Source organism: Flavicella sp. (assembly GCF_029238425.1).
GTDB lineage: Bacteria > Bacteroidota > Bacteroidia > Flavobacteriales > Flavobacteriaceae > Flavicella.
The window spans coordinates 1-19,600 of the sequence record NZ_JAQWGB010000001.1 but is presented as its reverse complement, the minus strand read 5'-3'; the positions used below and the strand labels follow the sequence as shown (position 1 = coordinate 19,600).

Sequence of the window (19,600 nt, the reverse complement as noted above, 5' to 3'; positions counted from 1 at the left end):
AATGTTTTTGGTTTTGTTGAATAATTTTCAAAAAATAATGCCTTATGCCTTACTACAAGAAATTACAATTTTTTTGTTCTCTTGATTCGTCGCGAAAAATAAATAGGTATCTCCACCTTCTTTGAATTTTATTTTTTTCCTGATTTTAGCAACTGTTTCAGGGAAATTTCTAATAGTGATATTCGCTTTTTTTTCAGGAAAGGATTTTATTAGTTTTTTCTTATCATAATTAAGAATATCATTTATTTTAAAAATTCTTCCAGGGAAATTTTCAACTAACTTTTCCGAAGTATATAAATGGGTATGTTGTTGTAATTTTTTTATTGGATAGCTTTCCGTTATATTATGAAAAGCTCCTGATTTTAAAATAGCAGCGTTTGGTTCGTAGAGAAAATTCTCAGGATTTCCATAGATAGAATTTGCGCTAGAGTTGTATTCAAAAGAAAAATCCTGTTGAGATTCCTTTAAGATGTTTTTAGTGCTAATTTTTATAGCACCTGAATATTTTTTTTCTAATAAAATCAGAAACTCCTTAACCTCATTTTGTACGGCTATGATATGAACTTCTTTCACAAAATTTAATTCATTGATGGTACTTGTAATATCTAGAATAGGTGAGTTTTTGACAAGTATTTTATCTGTGAATTCGAATAAAAAATCTAAATTTTTAGGAATATTGGGAACGCAATCATTCAACAGAAAAACTTTTCCTTTTACATCATGTCTTCTTGAAGGATCCACATAAATACAATCATGTTTGGTGTTTAGTTTTTTTAAAATTTCTAAACTATTCCCTTTATGGGTATGTATGTTTTTAAAATTAAATATTTTATTGTTGTAGCTAACAATATCCGATAATTCTTCATTCATTTCACAATGATGTACCTCTTGAAAAACTTTAGAAAAATAAGTGCAGTCAATTCCAAATCCTCCTGTAAGATCGATTAAGGAATTACCAGAAACAAGTCCTGCTTTATATTGAGCGGTAGTTTCTGAGGAAGTCTGCTCTAAATTTAATTTTGGAGGAAAATAAATACCTTCAGTTTTAAACCAAAGTGGAAGTTTTTTGAACGCTTTTTTTTTGCCTTCTATTTGCTGTGCTAATTCCTGAATAGTAATATCCTCAAAGGGACTTCCTTTTAGGATGAGTTTATTGATATCAGATTTTAAATTTTGATTGATAAAATCTTGGATCTCCTTAGAAATTATATTTTTATTCACTTGAATCGTACTTTATTATAAGTCCTTTGTAAGAGACATTACAATTTTATTTTCGGACAAAAATTCTTTCAAAATTACTTTGATAGCTGTGTAGGTAGGTACTGCAACGATCATTCCTACAATACCAAACATAAGTCCACCAATAACGATTACTAAAAATATTTCCAAAGGATGTGATTTTACACTTTTGGAGAATATAATCGGCTGACTGAAAAAATTGTCAATCAATTGTGCAATCAAATACCCTGTCATTACATACATGGTAATTGGTAAAGTTTCATGCTGAAAGTTTAGGTCTAAGTTTTCTGTAATGGTTAAGATAAACATCAAGGCACCACCAATTAACGGGCCGATGTATGGAATAAGGTTTAATAAGGCACATATAAATGCGATTACAACTGCATTTTCAATTCCGAAAATTAATAGAACAGAAGTATAGATGATAAACAAAATGGTAATTTGGAATACCAATCCAAGAAAATATCTAGACAATAATTCTTTGATAATATTTAATGATTTTTCAACTCTTACCTCATGAGAATCAGCAATAAAAGCAAATAAGCTATTATGTACTATTTTGCTGTCTTTCAAAAGAAAAAAGGTGATGAATAATACAGAAAACAGACCCATAGCCAAGGAACCAATACCTCCAATAATGGTGGTGAAAATATCTGGGATGCTTTTCATTTGAGCCAATAAGTCAAAGTTTTTCAATTCGTCAAATACATCAATTCCTTTGTTCAAGAAAAAAACATTTACTTTTTGAAAAATTTGTTCGACGGTAGATTTAAATTCGGCTGTATTTAAAAGCGATAAATTTTCTCCTTGTTTTAATACAAGAGGAATAAACATGCCAATAAGTCCTAGTACAATAATTAGGAAAAACGACATTGTTATAACAACGGCAACTGTATTAGGCATCTTGAGTTTATGCTTAAAAAAACGCATAAAAGGCCTTGAAATAAGGCTAATTACCGCAGCAATTACTAAATAAATAATTACCGATTGTACCGTTAACAGAAACCATAAAAATAAAATAGTACCTGCTATAACTAATAAGGCTCTAATGATTCCATTAGAAAGCGTTTTTGCATCCATAGCTTTTTGTTTTCAATTCAGTTTATCAAATATATACATAAACTGCCAAGGCTACAATATTAGTGAAATTCTATTAAAATGCAACTTCAAAAAAACAGGTCATTTCAATTTTGTTAAAACTAAATCCGCTTGCTTTTGTTGGATATAGGAAACAGAAAAGTTTCTAAGTTCCTCAAAGAATGCATTAAAATCATCTTGGAAAACTGCGTAATGGAGCACTAGGTCTTCTTTGGCTAAATCCATTTGAGAAATGCCTTTTGTTCTTTTGTTCATACCCCATAGAATTTGAGAAATTCCCTCAATGCTATGGTAGTTATACAACCAATTTTGTTCTCTCATATAGGGTAAAAGATATTGGGTTCTATCTGGTAAAATTGTAAGGTTTTCTTGTAGTAAGTTGTAAGTGTTTTCTGCAAATATATCCAGTTTTGTAGGGGAATAATGATGCCAGTTTTTAGCTAAAAAGTGGTCGTATAAAATATCAATAATAACACCTTTAAAATGACCATATCTATCATGTAGTCTTCTTTTACTCTGTTTTACAATATCATGAGAATCCGTAAAAGTATCAATAGCTCTGTGATGCACAATTCCTCTTTGTACTCCAAGTGGCAAATGAGTGAAGTTAGATCCTTTGATAGCGTCGGCTATAAAGTTTCCGATTTTCCCCTCGGGGTTTTCCGCTAAAAATAAATGTGCAAGAAAGTTCATGTTTGAAATATACGATAAATGTTTGCCGTATCAGGTTTTCAAACAAAACAAAATATTATTTTTTAACTGGGAATAAAAACTGCAATTGAAACCTAGTTGACCACTCACCATATCCGTCAGGACGTACAGTGTTATGGTAAATATGTGCATTAAAATTTACAGGTCTTTTACCAATTTTAAATACTTTACCAAAACCACCACCAAAGGGCACTGTCCAAGTTTGTCCGCTAGTTGCATTCCAATTCGCCGTAATGATAGGTCCTGAAACCAAATACCAGGCTTTGGGTAAATTATAGTTGACAAAATATTGAAACAAAAATTTGTTCTCTGAGACATCACCAAAAGTCCAGATATTATTGGTGACAATTCCTGCGACCCATTTATCGATTATAGTAAGCGCTACTAATGATGGGCCAATTCCGAATTCACCACTTCCAAAATTATTGCTTGAAGCAGTAGGGAGTTGCATAGCAGGTCCAATACCATAAATTATTTTTCCTGCTTTGGCAGGAGAAAGCCAAGCAGAATAATTAGTGTCACCAGTACCAGTAGAACTTTCATCTAAAATAGGAGAAGGTTGTGTGATTACAGGAAGAATAACTCTGTTGATTAGGTTGATGTCTTTAGTTAATTGAACAGGGATAACAGGTTGGATGTTTAAAACGTTTTGAGACCTGTTGAAAGGAGCATTCCCAAAAGTAGTATTGTTTTGAAAAGGCAAACTGTACATTGCCGCTACAGGGTTCTGTGTAGCTTTTGCCAAAGCAGCTTTTTCCTCTTCTTCAGAGGTTTGAGCGGTTAATTGTATGCTTACTAAAGTTAGTATAGCAAGAATTAGGCTTTTCATAGTTTGAGAGTTTGAAAAATAAATATACAGATTAATTTTATTCTTTAATTTCAAGGAATAAAAAAATCCCATCAACTAATGTCAATGGGATTCTTCTTCAATTTTATTTATTCTTAGCTATTCAGCATTACTGGCATTACCAGCATTGTAATTTGTTCTCCATCATCATTTCCATCCACTGGAGTTAAAATTCCAGCTCTATTAGGTAAGGACATTTCAATCAAAACTTCTTCTGAAGTCAAGTTACTTAGCATTTCTGTTAAGAAACGAGAATTGAATCCAATTTGCATATCGTCTCCTTGATAGTCACAGTTTAATCTTTCATCTGCTTTGTTTGCATAATCGATATCTTCTGCAGAAATATTTAACTCAGTACCCGCCATTTTCAAACGAATCTGGTGTGTTGTTTTGCTAGAGAAAATAGAAACACGTTTTGTAGAGTTCAAGAAAGAAGCTCTATCAACAGTTAATTTATTTGGGTTTTCTTTTGGAATTACCGCATCATAGTTAGGGTATTTTCCATCAATTAAACGACAGATCAATACAATATTGTCAAATACGAATTTTGCGTTTGTATTGTTGTATTCAATAGTAACATCGGTATCATTTGTTCCTAAAATTCCTTTTAAAAGATTTAAAGGTTTCTTAGGCATGATAAACTCTGCAGCCTCATTGGCCACGATGTCTGTTCTTGTATATTTTACCAACTTGTGAGCATCTGTTGCTACAAAAGTTAAATTGTCTGAGCTAAACTGAAAAAACACACCGCTCATTACAGGTCTTAAATCATCATTTCCAGTAGCAAAGATAGTTTTAGAAATAGCGGAACCTAATATAGCAGCAGGAATTACCGTTGAACTAGGACTGTCTAAAGAAATGGTTTTAGGGAATTCTTCTCCGCTAAAATAAGCCATATCGTATTTCCCTTGCTCAGAGCTAATTTCAATTGTATTGTTGTCTTCCGTTTTAAACGTCAACGGCTGATTAGGGAATGTTTTTAAGGTATCTAGCAACAAACGAGCAGAAATAGCAACACTTCCATTTGATTCTGATTCTACATCAATGGTTGAAGTGATGGTAGTTTCTAAATCAGAAGCAGAAATTGTCAATTCATTTTGTTTCAATTCGAACAAAAAATTATCTAAAATAGGCAAAGTGTTGTTGTTATTGATAACGCCACCTAATATTTGAAGCTGTTTTAATAATTGTGAACTTGATGCTATAAATTTCATTTTCAGTATGTTTTATTCTGTCGTTGTGTAGGTTATAATCATCATGTGGTTTGGTATAGAAAATTCATTTCTAAATTTAAACAGCACATAATGATGCCTAGCAAATATATCATAATTAGATACGTATGCAAAGAAATGTTTTGAACAAAAAAAAGGCAATTGTTAAAAACATTTGCCTTTTTCTTTCTGGGTAAAATTGCTAGTATGATTTTGTTCCTATAGAAGTTTGTTTGCAAGATTCGCAAGTTCGGAACGTTCTCCTTTTTCAAGTTTGATATGTGCAAATAAATCTTGTCCTTTAAGCTTGTCAATTAGGTAAGAAAGTCCATTACTTTGTTCATCCATATAAGGCGTATCAATTTGATTGATATCTCCCGTAAAAATAATTTTTGTTCCTTCACCAGCTCTTGTGATGATTGTTTTTATTTCATGGGGCGTTAAGTTTTGAGCTTCGTCAATAATAAATATCACATTACTCAAACTTCTACCACGAATAAAGGCTAAAGCGGTCAATGATAAATAGCCACTAGACTCCATATCTTCAATAACTTTTCTTTTGCGTTCGTTTTCTCTAAACTGAGATTTGATAAATTTTAAATTATCCCAAAGCGGTTGCATATATGGTGATATTTTTTCATCAGCACCCCCTGGTAAAAAACCAATGTCTCTATTACTCAATGGTATGATAGGTCTAGATAATATGATTTGATCAAACCTGTTTTTTTGTTCTAGAGCAGAAGCTAGTGCTAACAAAGTTTTTCCGGTACCGGCAACTCCTTGCAGAGCAATTAATTTAATATCTTCATTTAGTAAGGCATCTAAAGCAAAAGTTTGCTCTGCATTTTTAGGCTTGATACCGTATGCATAGGTTTTTTCTACACGTTCAACTTGTTTTGTTTTGGCATTGTATCTTGCCAACACAGAATCAGATGATTTGTTTAGGATATAGTATCCATTGGCAGATTTAGAATCTTTTAAAACTCCATCTTCATCAATTTTACTATGGTTGTATAGATTTTTGATAAAAGTGGGGTCAATATTATCTAAATCGGCAACCCCTTCAAAAATATTTTTGATATTTTTTACTTTACCTGTAAGATAATCCTCCGCAGCCAAACCAATTGCTTTCGCCTTGATGCGTAAATTAATGTCTTTGGTTACAAGTGTAACAGGGGCTTTAGGATAGTTTTGTTTGGCCTCTAAAGCGGCATTGATGATTTTATGGTCATTCTTTTTTGCTCCATAAACAGTTTCGGCATCAATTTCAAGCTCAGAGGTAACCATGGCAATTTTTAAATTTCCTCTGTTTTTTCCTAAAGGAATCCAATTGTTAAGTCCACCGTTATCAGACATTTTATCTAAAAATCGAATAATGGCCCTTGCCTCAAAGTTTTTTGTTTCATTTCCTATTTTAAAGTTGTCTAATTCTTCTAAAACTGTAATTGGGATAATTACATTATTGTCTTGAAAATTATTTACGGCATTGTGATCGAACAAAAGTACTGAAGTGTCCAATACAAAGATCTTAGTAGTGTTGGTTTTAGTCATATATCGATTCGTATTTTCTTTCTAAATATAGCAATGTTTATGTATGACCAAAGGCCAAGAGAAAATAAGTTATTAGACTTTATTGTTAATAACTTATAGGCCTGAGAAAGAACTATTTGATTTTCAGATGCTTTTGAGAATTTGATTAGATGGAAAAAAAATTAAGATTTACTTTTTACATCTAAAGCATCTCTCAACGTGTTTCCAATGAGCATAAATGACATCACCAAGCTCATAATTGCAATTCCAGGAATAATAGCCAAATAAGGCTTCCCTAAAATGATATAATTAAAGTGATCTTTGATGATTCCTCCCCAAGATGGAGTAGGAGGTTGTGCACCAATACCTAAAAAACTAAGACCACTTTCAATAAGAATCGCACCAGCAAAATTGGCTGCTGAAATCACAATAATGGGCCCCATGATATTGGGTAATATATGTTTAAAGATAATGCGAAGGTCTGAATAGCCTAATGCTTTAGCAGCTTCTACATATTGCAATTTTTTAGAACTTAGAATTTGTCCTCTAACAACTCTTGCTACTTCTACCCACATCGTCACCCCTACGGCAATAAAAACTTGCCAGAATCCCTTTCCAAGTGCTAGGGTAATGGCAATGACCAGTAACAAAGTTGGGATGGACCAAGTGATATTGATCAACCACATGATAAACGTATCAACTTTACCTCCAAAATATCCCGCTGTAGCTCCTATACTTATTCCTAAAACAAGAGAAATAAACACAGCAATAAACCCGATAAAAAATGAAATTCTTGTCCCAATTAAAATTCTACTTAATAAATCTCTACCATAGCGATCAGTACCAAAATAATAGGTTTTAGTTTTGATATAGGTATCAATGGAGTTTTCAAAATCAGATAAGGGATATGTCAATTCTTCCCCTTGTTTACTTGAGATTTCCGTTACAGATAAGTTTTTTTCGTCTACACGATATTCTGAAATAGGAATTTCAATATTTGGTGTTGTTTTACCATGCAATAAAAAACTGAAAACAGATTGTTTCTGTTCTACAGGGATTTCTAACATTTTTGTTGTGAAACCAGGTTTTCTAGAATGGATCTCCAAATGCATTTGATTGGCATTGCTAGAATTATCCGGACTTATTACATAGCAGAATATCGCAATCAACCCGCAAATACAAATGTAGATAAAAGACAAAAGTCCAGAAGTACTTTCTTTGAACTTCTGGACTGCTGTATGACTAAGAGAATTTGATTTTTTTCTCATTCTAAATCTTATTTTTTAGCAATAAGATTGTTTTTTTTAGGTTCTAATTCACTCAATACTTTCAAAGCTTCATCAATATAGATGTCTTTGGTTAAGTTCTCGTGCCAAGCTTCACGCTTTGCAGCCAATGAACTATCCTGAGCAATAAGGGGTAATTCTTTTTCTGGAGATCTGAATTCTAATTTTGACTCATGTTTGAATACATCTTTAAATTGATCTATTTCAGATTGATGTTTTTTATCTTCCTCTAAATAGGTATCAAAATTTAAAGAAAAAGTATTGTTGTCTTGAGCATTTTTCAACCAAATCGCATATTCATTGATTTTATTAAACTCATCGCTTTCAGAAATTCGCTGTCTACTGTTATTTACAACTTCATCAAAGTTTTTATAGAAATCCATTTCTTCATAACTAGCTCTAGGGATTTTGTCCCAACCTAATGGGTTTTTTTGATCTCTTTCACCAATTTCTACATAACTATATTTATCTGGCATGGTAACATCAGATCTTACTCCTTCAAGTTGTGTAGAACCTCCGTTTATTCTATAGAATTTTTGAATGGTTAATTTTACAGCTCCTAGATCATCAGGATAATTGTAGTATTTGTTTAAAGGAATTACATTCTGAACAGTTCCTTTCCCGTAAGTTTGTTTACTTCCTAAAATAACAGCTCTGTTATAATCTTGCATGGCTGCTGCTAAAATTTCAGAAGCAGAAGCTGAAAGTTCATTTACTAAAATTACTAAAGAACCGTCCCATTGCATATCAGAATCAGAGTCCTTTTTAACAGAAGGTTTGTTATCTCTGTATTTAACTTGAACAATAGGTCCTTGTTCAATAAATAACCCACCGATATCAATCGCTGTTTTTAAAGATCCACCACCGTTGTTTCTCAAGTCAATCAACAAACCATCGATGTTTTCTTTTTTAAGAGCCTCAATTTCTTTTTCCATATCAGAACCCGAGTTTCTACCATTTGGGTTTTCAAAATCTATATAGAATTTTGGTAAATTGATCACTCCGTATTTTTTACCGTCTTTGATGGCGATACTAGACTTTACAAAGGTTTCTTCTAATTCTACAACATCTCTAACAATCGTAATTTTCTGAATAGAATTGTCAACTTTTTTAACTGTTAAAATAACTTCTGTACCTTTTTTTCCTTTGATCAATTTGATAGCATCATCCAAACGCATTCCTACGATGTCTACACTTTCAGAATCTTTTTGAGCAACCTTTAAAATAATATCTCCAACTTCTAGGTCACCTTGCTTCCAAGCCGGTCCTCCAGAAATAAGCTCAACAATTTTTGTATAGTCGTTCTTTTCTTGCAATCTAGCACCAATACCTTCAATTTTTCCTGAAATATTAATGTCAAATTGTTCTTTGATTCTCGGAGCAAAATAAGTGGTATGGGGATCAAATTCCTCCACCATACAGTTTACAAAAGTAGAGAACCAATCTGTGTGGTCTAGTTCTGTAATACGCTCATAAAAATCATTAATATTTTCTAAGGTTTTTTCTCTAGCTTCAATCTCTAAAGTTTTAAAATCCCTTTTCTTGTAGTTTTTATCTTCTTTCGCTTTATCTTCTTCGATTGCAGTTAAGGTCTGAAGTCTGTTCAAAACATTAAATTTCATTTGCTTTCTCCATGAATCTATTAGTACATTTTGATTTTTAGCAAAATCCATTTCTTCATAGTTCATTTCAATTTTTTCCTTTTTGTCAAAGTCAAAAGGTTGTGATAAAATTTCCTGGTAATAAGTTCTCGTTTCTTCAAGACGCAATTCAAAACGTTCCATCACGTAAGTATAGAAACTCAGGTCTTCTCTTTTTAACTGATCGTCAATTTTGTATTTGAACTGTTCAAAATCATGAATATCACTTTTAATGAAATACCTTTTTACAGGATCCATCTCATCAATAAACTTTGTGTAAACAGCCTCTGAAAATTCATCGTCAATATCTTTAGGTTCGTAGTGACCGTTTTTTAAGATATATCGCAAAACTCCAACAAGTACCTTGTCTTTTTTAGGGTCAGGGTTTGTTGTCGGTTCATAAGTAAAACCTACTAAGACTCCGGTTAAAACAACAAGAGCTCCTAAAATTTGTGCTTTTCTTTTAAGACTAAAAATATATTTTTTCAAATGCTTGAATTTTAATGTGTATGGTAAATTTCTCTTTCAGAATTTGGTAACTACTAAGATACATTCAATTTTTGTAATCAAACCTTAAAATACTGAAAAATATGGTTGAAATTTATAAGTTTCAACCTTATGAATACAAGAGTACAAAATACACGCTGCATTTAATCTTTAGAAAATGTTAAATATTCAATCTGTTGTCCTATAAAATTATAGTAAATTTGTGCGAATAAAATATATGTATGGCCAAGAGACCCTTGATTTTAGTAACCAATGATGATGGAATTACAGCACCTGGAATTCGCAAGTTAATTGAGGTGATGACAAGTTTGGGGGATGTAGTTGTAGTGGCACCTGATACGCCACAAAGCGGAAAAGGACATGCAATAACATTAGATGCAACCTTGTATTTGACAAAAGTAAAATCAGAAATTACTGGAGTGGATGAATATACTTGTTCTGGAACTCCAGCTGACTGTGTTAAAATAGGTATTAAGGAAGTGATGAAAATGAAACCCGATCTTTGTGTATCTGGGATCAATCATGGAAGTAATGCTTCTATAAATGTTATTTATTCTGGGACTATGAGTGCCGCTATTGAAGCTGGAATTGAAGGGATTCCTTCTATTGGTTTTTCATTGTTGGATTATGATTGGGATGCTAACTTTAATGGTTTGGAGTCTTATGTTAAAAAAATTGCTCAGAATGTTTTAGAGAATGGCTTGCCTGACGGAGTGGTTTTGAATGTAAATTTCCCTAAACTCACAGCAGAAAAATACAAAGGAATAAAGGTAGGTAGACAGGCTAGAGCAAATTGGAATGAAAAGTTTGACAAGCGTGTAAACCCGATGAAAAAAGAATATTACTGGCTAACAGGTGTTTTTGAGAATTTAGATGGAGGAGAGGATACGGATGAGTTTGCTTTAGAAAATAATTATATTTCTTTGGTGCCCGTTCAATTTGATTTGACAGCCCATCATTTTATTCAGAAATTAAATACTTGGGATTTATAGGATGCGTCAAAAAAAGGAAGTACTCATCGGTTTTTTAGTTGCCATATTTGCAACATTGTCAGGTATATATCTGTATGTTGAGCTTTTTTCTGAGTTCGATTTTATCACAACTTGGGAGATGATACAGGATGGTGATTTGTATGGCCAGATTATAACTTTAGGAGCCATCGCAAATATTTTTGTGTTTTTTGTTTATTTAAAAAAGAATCAAGAAAATAGGGCAAAAGGAGTTTTGTTGGCAACGATACTAACTGCATTGGTAACCTTATTTACAAAATTTATATAGTATGAAATATTATATTATTGCTGGAGAAGCTTCAGGTGATTTACACGCTTCTAATATGATGAAAGCTTTGCAAAAGGAAGATCCTAACGCTGAATTTAGATTTTGGGGTGGTGATTTAATGCAGGCAGTTGGAGGAACTTTGGTCAAGCATTATAAGGAACTGTCCTTTATGGGTTTTGTTGAGATTTTAATGAATCTTTCAACAATTCTTGGAAATGTAAAGTTTTGTAAAAATGATATTGCAGAGTATCAGCCAGACGCTATCATATTTATTGATTATTCTGGTTTTAATTTAAGAATGGCCAAATGGGCAAAACAGGAAGGATTTAAAACGAATTATTACATTTCTCCACAAGTTTGGGCGAGTAGAGCAAAACGTGTGATTGACATCAAAAGAGATATAGACAATATGTTTGTGATTTTACCTTTTGAAAAAGAATTTTACAAGAAGTATGATTACAAGGTTAATTTTGTTGGTCACCCGTTGATTGATGCCATTGCTGATAGAAAGTTGATGGATGATAAAAGTTTTAGAATAGAAAACAATTTAAACGAGAAGCCCATCATTGCTTTATTACCTGGGAGTAGAAAGCAAGAGATAACAAAGATGCTTTCGGTGATGTTATCCTTGGTCGAAGATTACAAAGAATATCAATTTGTAATAGCAGGCGCACCGAGTCAAGATTATGATTTTTATAAAACGTTTATCAAAACGGACAATGTAAGTTTTGTAACGAATAAAACCTATGATTTATTATCAGTATCAAAGGCTGCTTTAGTGGCTTCTGGAACTGCGACTTTAGAGACGGCTTTGTTTAAAATCCCACAAGTTGTTTGTTATAAAGGAAGTAATATTTCGTATCAAATAGCCAAAAGAATTATTACTCTAAAATTCATTTCTTTGGTAAATCTGATCATGGATAAAGAGGTAGTAAAAGAATTGATTCAGAATGATTTTACCAAGAAAAATTTAAAGTTAGAATTGGATAAAATTATTGCAGGAGAAACAAGAGAGGAATTGCTAGTCAATTACAATCTTCTAGAACATAAACTGGGGGGTGCTGGTGCTTCAATGAAAACAGCAAAAATGATTTATGAATTGAATAAGTAAACTATTCGTTTGCTGTTTCAGTTTCTTCTGGTGTTTCCTCATTCTCTTGAGAAGTTTCTTCCTCTTCAAGAGAATCTTCTTCTAATTCTTCCTCAGACATCGGCTCATTCAAGGCTTCTTGTTCCAGTTTTTGAAGGGATAGAACTCTTTTGATATTCATAAAGTATCCAATGCTCTTTGGGGAGCTCTCTGGGATTTTAGCATATCCTTTTTTATAAGCTAAAAGAGCTTCGTCGTATTCTTTAGACTTTTCATAAAATTGACCGTTGTAGTAATTTCCTAAAGGACTTGTTGGATGTACTTTTAGGGCCAATTCACCATATTCTAATAAATGTTCTCCATCTTCTTCGTCTATTACTATAGATTCCAAGCGAACAAAATCTTCTTGTCGAATTGGAATTCTCTCTCCAAATAAATACTCGATATTTTCATATTTGTACTGCAGGTATTCCATGGCAGCCAGAGGAGACAAATAGGAAATATTTTTTTCAAACTCCTCATCATCAATAGGAGAATACATAGAGTATACAAATTCCATAGCACTTGCAATGGCTTGAGGTGTGCTGATTAAATTATTAGTTTTTTTGAAGTTTTCAAATCGGTAATTGAAATATACGTTGGAAACTCCTATCAACCCAACATCTGTGGCATTGATTACTTCAAGTTTTTTCTTTTCAGTATTATTTCCATGCGACATGTAATAATAAGTATCATCACCCTTTATTTGCGTTGCATATCTTTTCATATAATCCGGCATGTCAGGAGCAAGCTCAGGATTGATGCTAATATAACCGCTAAACACTGGTTTGTTATCGAAAATAAAATAGTTGATAAAGTTGGCACTCAAATCATTGGCAACAACAGTTTTAAAGTAGGCAATTCTGTAGTCATTCTTTATTCTAGGAATTAATTCTTCTTTGATAAAATTTAATGTATTCATACTGTTTTCATGCGGAAAACTATTCAAAACATTAAATCCATAGTCTCTAGATTTGTTTGAAGTTGCAAAATGTGTGATTCCAAGAATAATTTGTTTAGGAACTGCTTTATTTTTAGAGAATAATTTGGCATCCGCAACATAAGAATCGAAAAGAGTTTCCGAATCAATTACAAGTGTCAAAGGATATCTTTGTCGAGATTCTTCATAACCTTCAGGAATGAAAATTTTAACAACTTTTATTTCATTAAGGTAGGTGGAATGAATGTCTATTGCTGTTATTTCTTGTGCAAAAAATTTGAATGTCAGAAATAAGAAAATAAGAAACAGATTATTTTTTTTCATATATGAAGTGATCGCAGTTTTTTGTTTCCGAATGTACAATATATTTTAGGTTTTCGTAAAAAGTGAAAAATAATAAACTTTTTTTTTCTACGAACATCCGATGGAAGCAAATTTACATATTATACTATGTTAACGAAGAAAAAATGAAATTGTTTTTTAGAAAAATGATATCCTATAAAATTTAATCCAAAGCTTTCAATGTTTTTTTCAATAGTTATATATTTACAACCAAAATAAAAAAAGATGACACAAGCAAATTGGCAACCTGTAAAGCCTTCAAATCATTTAGGAGAAGCGTATACTGATATCACTTATAACAAATCTGGCAATGTTGCAAGAATTGCGTTTAACAGACCGAATGTAAGAAATGCATTTCGACCAAGAACAACCTCGGAGTTATATGATGCATTTTACAATGCGCAGGAGGATAATGACATAGGTGTGATTTTATTATCTGCAGAAGGACCTTCTACAAAAGACGGAGTGTATTCTTTTTGTTCAGGAGGAGATCAATCAGCTCGTGGTCATAAAGGGTATGTCGGAGAAGATGGTTCGCATAGACTGAATATATTAGAAGTACAACGATTGATTCGCTTTATGCCAAAAGTGGTCATTGCAGTAGTGCCAGGTTGGGCAGTGGGAGGTGGACATAGTTTGCATGTAGTTTGCGATCTGACTTTAGCGAGTAAAGAACATGCTATTTTTAAACAAACAGATGCTGATGTTACTAGTTTTGATGGTGGATATGGATCAGCATATTTGGCAAAGATGGTTGGTCAAAAGAAAGCAAGAGAAATATTTTTCTTGGGTAGAAATTACTCAGCACAGGACGCTTACGAAATGGGGATGGTAAATGCTGTTATTCCACATGAAGAATTAGAGGATACTGCTTATGAATGGGCTCAAGAAATTTTAGAAAAATCACCAATGTCTATTAAAATGTTGAAGTTTGCCATGAACTTAACGGATGATGGAATGGTTGGACAACAAGTTTTTGCTGGGGAAGCAACTCGTTTGGCTTATATGACAGAGGAAGCTAAAGAAGGTAGAAATGCTTTTTTGGAAAAAAGAAAGCCAAATTTTGATAAAAAATATATAGTGTAAGTGAAACAGTTTACTACTAAAAAACATTAAAGTCTAAGAATAGATGAAACCACAAATAGTTACATTTTTAATTAAATGTCCGGATCAAAAAGGAATTATAGCAAAGTTGACTCATTTCTTTTATCAGGAAGGATTTAATATTGTTAGCTCACAGCAGTATACAAACGAAGAGGAACAGCGTTTTTTTATGCGTTTGCGTGTAGCTTCAGATGCATCGGTAGTATTAAGTAAGGATCAACTAGAAGAGCGTTTTGCTCGTTTGGCAGAGGCTTATAAAATTAGCTGGAAGGTAGATTACGGTCGTAAAAAACAGAAAGTAGCAATCATGGTTTCTCATACAAGTCATAATTTATACGATTTGTTACATAGGCATAAGGAAGGAAAGCTTCATTGTGATGTAAAGATGGTGGTAAGCAATCATGAGAAATTGAAACCTGTAGCAGATATGTTTGGTATTCCTTTTCATTATTTGCCAGTAACTAAAGATACCCGAAAAGAACAGGAAAGAGACTTGATAGAATTGTTTGATAGCAATAGTATTGATTTGATTATTATGGCACGTTATATGCAAATTTTAACCAATGATTTTATCAATCATTATCCTAGCCAAATCATAAATATCCATCATTCATTTTTACCTGCCTTTCAAGGAGCAAATCCATACAGAAGAGCTTATGAGCGTGGAGTTAAATTGATTGGAGCCACGGCACATTATGCAACTGAGGAGTTGGATGAAGGTCCAATCATTGAGCAAGGTGTAGAAAGAGTGACACATGAAAGCTCAGCAGATTCTTTGAAAAAAATTGGAGCAGATATTGAAACAATGGTACTAGCGAGAGCGGTGAGTTGTCATTTAAATAATCAGATCATTGTAGATGGAAACAAGGCGATTGTTTTTCCTATGACGGGTGAGTAAATAGAAAGAGATGAAGATTATTTGTATTGGTAGAAATTATGCAAAACATATTGCAGAACTGGAAAATGAAAAGCCAGAAGAACCGGTGTTTTTTTTGAAACCAGATTCGGCAATACTACCTAAAAAGATGCCGTTTTTTATCCCGACCTTCACCAATGAAGTGCATTATGAAGTTGAAGTATTGGTAAAGATAAATAAAGTTGGAAAACATATCAGTTCAAAATTTGCACATAAATATTATGATGAAGTTGGATTAGGGATAGATTTTACAGCAAGAGATGTTCAAAATAAATGTAAAGAAAAAGGGTTGCCGTGGGAGAAAGCGAAAGCATTTGACGGTAGTGCTGTGATAGGTGAGTTTGTTGTAAAAGAGAGTTTGGGAGATTTGCAAAATCTTTCTTTTTCAATGAAAAAAAATGATGTTTTGGTGCAAGAGGGGAATACAAATTCTATGTTGTGGCAAATAGATGAATTGATTGCTTTTGTATCACAATATTTAACCTTGAAAAAAGGAGATGTAATATTTACGGGAACACCCGCTGGAGTCGGACCGGTTGCAGAGAACGATATTCTCATTGGGGAACTCAACGGAAAAAAGAGTTTTGAGATAAAAATAAAATAAAAAAACGCCTAACAATAGTTAGGCGTTTTTTGTTGTGGGATGTTTGGAATTTATGCAAAGGTTCCAAAATTTTGTTCAATAGCTTTTGGGTTTGTGATATAAACACTGCTAGCTTCTTTTGACATAGCATCTGGGTATACATCTTCAATCCCTTCAATGAGTCCGTTTACAATATCTTTTGCAACATTCTCTGGAATGTCTTTGTCCATTTGTAAGTCTGCAGCCATGTCGGTGTCAATTGGGCCCGGATATACTCCCATAGTTAAGGTGTTGGTGTTTGCCAATTCTCCTCTCATTCCTTGGGTTATACTATGAACAGCGGCTTTACTAACCGAGTAGGTCGCACACATTGGCATATTACCGAGTCCAGCTAAGGAAGAAATATTGACAATTGCGGTTGTTGAGTTCTTTCTAAGTTTTTCTATCAAGGCATTCGATAGATTGATCAACCCCCATACATTGACATTCAAATTCTCCTCTAGACTAGCGTTTGCTTCTTTTGAGAATATTTTACCGATTGAAAAAACTCCTGCGTTGTTTACTAAAATATCTAGATCCTCAACTTGCGCTGCAGCGGCTTGGATGGATGCAATGTCGGTTACATCCAATTGTATCGGAACAATGATAGTTCCGTATTTGGCTTGCAGCGTTTTTAATGATTCTGTGTTTCTGGCTCCAGCATAGATTTTTCTCGCGCCCTTAGATATTAGTTCTTCTACGATAGCTTTTCCAATTCCTCTGTTTGCTCCGCTTATAAAAACGGTTTTTCCTTCGATGTTGATTTTTGTAGTTTCCATACTTTTTTTATTTAAAGTTTTTTCAAAGGTATTGAGTTTGTGTTATTAGTGATTATTGTATTTTTGATTCTATGATATAAAAATATTAATAACATGATAAATCTTGAGTGGCTTAGAACTTTTAGAGTAGTGTATAAAACTAAATCATTGAGCAAGGCTTCTGAGTTGTTGTATATAAGTCAGCCAACAGTAAGTCAACATATTCGTTCGTTAGAGGGCTATCTGAATAAAAAACTATTTGTAAGGAAATCAAAAGGGGTTTTAGAAACAGATGAAGGTAAGATTCTGAATACGATGGTTTCTGGTACTATCGAGTCTTTGGAAGAGATAGAGAATAAAATAGGTCAGAAATATTTAAAAGAAAACAGAATTATAAGCATTGGCATTTCTTCTCATTTATTTCAAACAGTACTTGGAGATGTTTTACAGAGTATAGGGAGTCAGGTTCATGTTAAGTTTGGAAAGAAACAAGAGTTAACACGTCAAGTTGAAGATGGAGATTTACTCTTTGCGATCGTTCCGGATGTCATTGATACTTTGGATATGCATGTATTCCCTTTGGTAGATCAGCAAATGGTAATTGCATATACACCAGATATTGATTTGGAAAATATTCACAAAATTTATAAAAAAGACACCCATGCCGCAGAGAAGATATTAACGGATCAAACATGGTATGCACATGATGCAACTTCAAATTTCTTAAAAGTCTATTGGATGCATGTATTTGATAAAAGGAGGCCGGCGATTGTTCCCAATTATATTATCCCGAATGAATTTGATCTGCTGCAAATGTTGGCTAAAGGTTCTGGTATGACCATTGCTTTTGATTCTCATGTTAAGAATTTTGAAGAACAAGGGCATTTAAAAACCTGTACCTTAGGAGATGTAAATTTTAGATCATTAATGTTAGTTTCTAGTAAGAAAAAAGCTCCTAAAGAATTGACAGAAAAGATAAGATTGATTCTAAAAAGTAAGCTAGAATTTTAAAGAATATTTTTGGGTTAATGTTCTATTAATCAACTGTACTTCTGTATTTTTGCTGCTCTTAAAAAACATAGAATTTGAAAGTAGAAATAATTACCATTGGAGATGAGATTTTGATAGGTCAAATTGTAGATACAAATTCTCAATGGATGGCCACTGAATTGAATAAAATAGGGGTGTCGGTGTATCAGGTAACCTCTATTCAAGATGATGAAGCACATATATTACAAGCCTTTAGAGATGCTCAGTCAAGAGTTGATGTGGTTTTGGTAACAGGAGGTTTAGGCCCTACAAAGGATGATATAACCAAACATACTTTCGCTAAATATTTTTCTGATGAATTGATACTAAACGACTCGGTAGTAAAACATGTCAAGAGCATGTTTTCTAAAAGAAATATTCCCTTTTCGGAATTGAACCGTTTGCAAGGATTGGTACCCTCAAAATGTACAGTTTTGCATAATGAACTTGGGACTGCACCAGGAATGCTTTTTGATGAGAATGATACTGTTTTTGTGAGTATGCCCGGAGTACCTTTTGAAATGAAAGGATTGATGACAGGTCAAGTTTTACCTTTTTTAAGAAATAAATTTACATTGCCTTTTATCCAACATAAAACAATTATCACGTATGGTATTGGTGAAAGTGCTTTGGCAGAAAAGTTAGAGACTTGGGAAGAGGAGTTTCCTGCTATTTTGAGTTTGGCGTATTTACCTTCTCCTGGAAAAGTGAAATTACGATTGTCTGGTAAATATTTTGATAAGCAAGCTCTAGAAGAAACAATTGCTGCTGAGGTTAGTAAGTTGCAACATCAGTTAGGGGAGTTAATTGTAGGTTATGAAGATGACGAAAGTATTGTGGAGCTTATTGCTAGTTTGCTTAAAAAAAATAATAAAACATTGGCCGTTGCAGAAAGTTGTACAGGGGGGTATTTGACCTCTATGTTAACAGAGAAATCTGGAGCTTCAGCATTTTTTGTTGCTTCCTTAGTGGCTTATACCCAAAAGGTAAAAATAAATGAATTGGGAGTGTTGCCAAGTACAATAGAAAAGTATTCTGTGGTAAGTACGCAAGTAGCAGAAGAAATGGCATCGGGTATGTTGAAAAAATCAGAAGCGAATTTTGCAATTGCTACCACTGGTAATGCAGGACCCACAACAGATGAAACCGACAAAACTGTTGGTGTAGTTTGTATTGCAATAGCATCTGATTCAGGGGTTTATTCCGAGGAGTTTAATTTTGGAAAACCAAGAGAGAAGGTCATACACAGAAGTTCAAACAAAGCTTTGGAAATTTTAAGAAAAGAAATATTAAAAAACTATTGAAAAATGTTTGGTGGTATCTAGAATTAATCGTTAATTTGCACCTCGTTTAGAAAATAACAATAAAAGAGTTTTAAAGATGTCTAGAGTTTGTGAACTTACAGGAAAAAAA

At 33.1% G+C, this 19,600-nt stretch carries 18 protein-coding genes; 8 read left to right on the top strand and 10 right to left on the bottom strand.

Features of this window, described 5'->3' with window-relative positions; translation table 11 throughout:
- Window positions 1–42: 42 nt before the first annotated feature.
- From P8H68_RS00090 to P8H68_RS00055, 8 genes are all read right to left on the bottom strand, one after another.
- Window positions 43–1,221, bottom strand: coding sequence for a class I SAM-dependent methyltransferase (locus tag P8H68_RS00090; RefSeq protein WP_300319993.1), 1,179 nt, complete (start codon window positions 1,219–1,221; stop codon window positions 43–45).
- Window positions 1,222–1,236: 15 nt separating this feature from the next.
- Window positions 1,237–2,319 (bottom strand): AI-2E family transporter, encoded by a 1,083-nt coding sequence (locus P8H68_RS00085; protein ID WP_300319990.1) that lies wholly within the window; start codon window positions 2,317–2,319, stop codon window positions 1,237–1,239.
- A 99-nt stretch (window positions 2,320–2,418) separates the two neighbouring features.
- A complete protein-coding gene (locus P8H68_RS00080; RefSeq protein WP_300319987.1) occupies window positions 2,419–3,030 on the bottom strand; it encodes an acyl carrier protein phosphodiesterase in 612 nt (203 codons plus the stop codon).
- A gap of 55 nt (window positions 3,031–3,085) precedes the next feature.
- Window positions 3,086–3,877, bottom strand: a complete 792-nt coding sequence (locus P8H68_RS00075; protein ID WP_300319985.1) for a hypothetical protein — start codon at window positions 3,875–3,877, stop codon at window positions 3,086–3,088.
- A gap of 113 nt (window positions 3,878–3,990) precedes the next feature.
- Window positions 3,991–5,109 (bottom strand): DNA polymerase III subunit beta, encoded by a 1,119-nt coding sequence (gene dnaN / locus P8H68_RS00070; RefSeq protein ID WP_300319982.1) that lies wholly within the window; start codon window positions 5,107–5,109, stop codon window positions 3,991–3,993.
- A gap of 216 nt (window positions 5,110–5,325) precedes the next feature.
- Window positions 5,326–6,657: a PhoH family protein gene (locus P8H68_RS00065; RefSeq protein WP_300319979.1), complete on the bottom strand. Its 1,332-nt coding sequence runs from the start codon at window positions 6,655–6,657 to the stop codon at window positions 5,326–5,328.
- A gap of 161 nt (window positions 6,658–6,818) precedes the next feature.
- The gene (locus P8H68_RS00060) at window positions 6,819–7,904 is read right to left on the bottom strand and encodes an ABC transporter permease (RefSeq protein ID WP_300319977.1); all 1,086 of its coding nucleotides are present in this window, start codon (window positions 7,902–7,904) and stop codon (window positions 6,819–6,821) included.
- 8 nt (window positions 7,905–7,912) lie between these two features.
- Window positions 7,913–10,051 carry a carboxy terminal-processing peptidase gene (locus P8H68_RS00055; protein WP_300319975.1) on the bottom strand — a complete coding sequence of 713 codons (2,139 nt, stop codon included), beginning with the start codon at window positions 10,049–10,051 and terminating at the stop codon, window positions 7,913–7,915.
- Window positions 10,052–10,290: 239 nt separating this feature from the next.
- Here P8H68_RS00055 and surE point away from each other — a divergent pair, with 239 nt between their 5' ends.
- From surE to lpxB, 3 genes are read left to right on the top strand one after another with little or no spacing between them, the layout of a single operon-like run.
- A complete protein-coding gene (surE, locus tag P8H68_RS00050) occupies window positions 10,291–11,061 on the top strand; it encodes a 5'/3'-nucleotidase SurE (protein ID WP_300319973.1) in 771 nt (256 codons plus the stop codon).
- A gap of 1 nt (window position 11,062) precedes the next feature.
- Window positions 11,063–11,347, top strand: coding sequence for a hypothetical protein (locus P8H68_RS00045; protein ID WP_300319971.1), 285 nt, complete (start codon window positions 11,063–11,065; stop codon window positions 11,345–11,347).
- Window position 11,348: 1 nt separating this feature from the next.
- Complete coding sequence (gene lpxB, locus P8H68_RS00040) at window positions 11,349–12,458, top strand: lipid-A-disaccharide synthase (RefSeq protein ID WP_300319969.1); 1,110 nt, start codon at window positions 11,349–11,351, stop codon at window positions 12,456–12,458.
- 1 nt (window position 12,459) lies between these two features.
- On the opposite strand, the gene P8H68_RS00035 is transcribed toward lpxB, so the two are convergent.
- On the bottom strand, window positions 12,460–13,740 hold the full coding sequence (locus tag P8H68_RS00035; RefSeq protein ID WP_300319967.1) for a hypothetical protein: 1,281 nt from the start codon (window positions 13,738–13,740) through the stop codon (window positions 12,460–12,462).
- A 243-nt stretch (window positions 13,741–13,983) separates the two neighbouring features.
- Here P8H68_RS00035 and P8H68_RS00030 point away from each other — a divergent pair, with 243 nt between their 5' ends.
- Genes P8H68_RS00030 through P8H68_RS00020 form a run of 3 tightly spaced genes read left to right on the top strand, consistent with a single transcriptional unit; the run spans window position 13,984 to window position 16,382 of the window.
- A complete protein-coding gene (locus P8H68_RS00030) occupies window positions 13,984–14,844 on the top strand; it encodes a 1,4-dihydroxy-2-naphthoyl-CoA synthase (RefSeq protein ID WP_300319964.1) in 861 nt (286 codons plus the stop codon).
- 43 nt (window positions 14,845–14,887) lie between these two features.
- Window positions 14,888–15,760, top strand: coding sequence for a formyltetrahydrofolate deformylase (gene purU / locus P8H68_RS00025; protein WP_300319961.1), 873 nt, complete (start codon window positions 14,888–14,890; stop codon window positions 15,758–15,760).
- Between the two features lie 10 nt (window positions 15,761–15,770).
- Window positions 15,771–16,382, top strand: coding sequence for a fumarylacetoacetate hydrolase family protein (locus P8H68_RS00020; RefSeq protein WP_300319958.1), 612 nt, complete (start codon window positions 15,771–15,773; stop codon window positions 16,380–16,382).
- Between the two features lie 50 nt (window positions 16,383–16,432).
- On the opposite strand, the gene P8H68_RS00015 is transcribed toward P8H68_RS00020, so the two are convergent.
- Window positions 16,433–17,179, bottom strand: coding sequence for an SDR family NAD(P)-dependent oxidoreductase (locus tag P8H68_RS00015; protein WP_300319955.1), 747 nt, complete (start codon window positions 17,177–17,179; stop codon window positions 16,433–16,435).
- 93 nt (window positions 17,180–17,272) lie between these two features.
- Here P8H68_RS00015 and P8H68_RS00010 point away from each other — a divergent pair, with 93 nt between their 5' ends.
- Window positions 17,273–18,169, top strand: coding sequence for a LysR family transcriptional regulator (locus P8H68_RS00010; protein ID WP_300319952.1), 897 nt, complete (start codon window positions 17,273–17,275; stop codon window positions 18,167–18,169).
- 74 nt (window positions 18,170–18,243) lie between these two features.
- Window positions 18,244–19,491 (top strand): competence/damage-inducible protein A, encoded by a 1,248-nt coding sequence (locus tag P8H68_RS00005; protein ID WP_300319950.1) that lies wholly within the window; start codon window positions 18,244–18,246, stop codon window positions 19,489–19,491.
- Window positions 19,492–19,600: the final 109 nt, after the last annotated feature.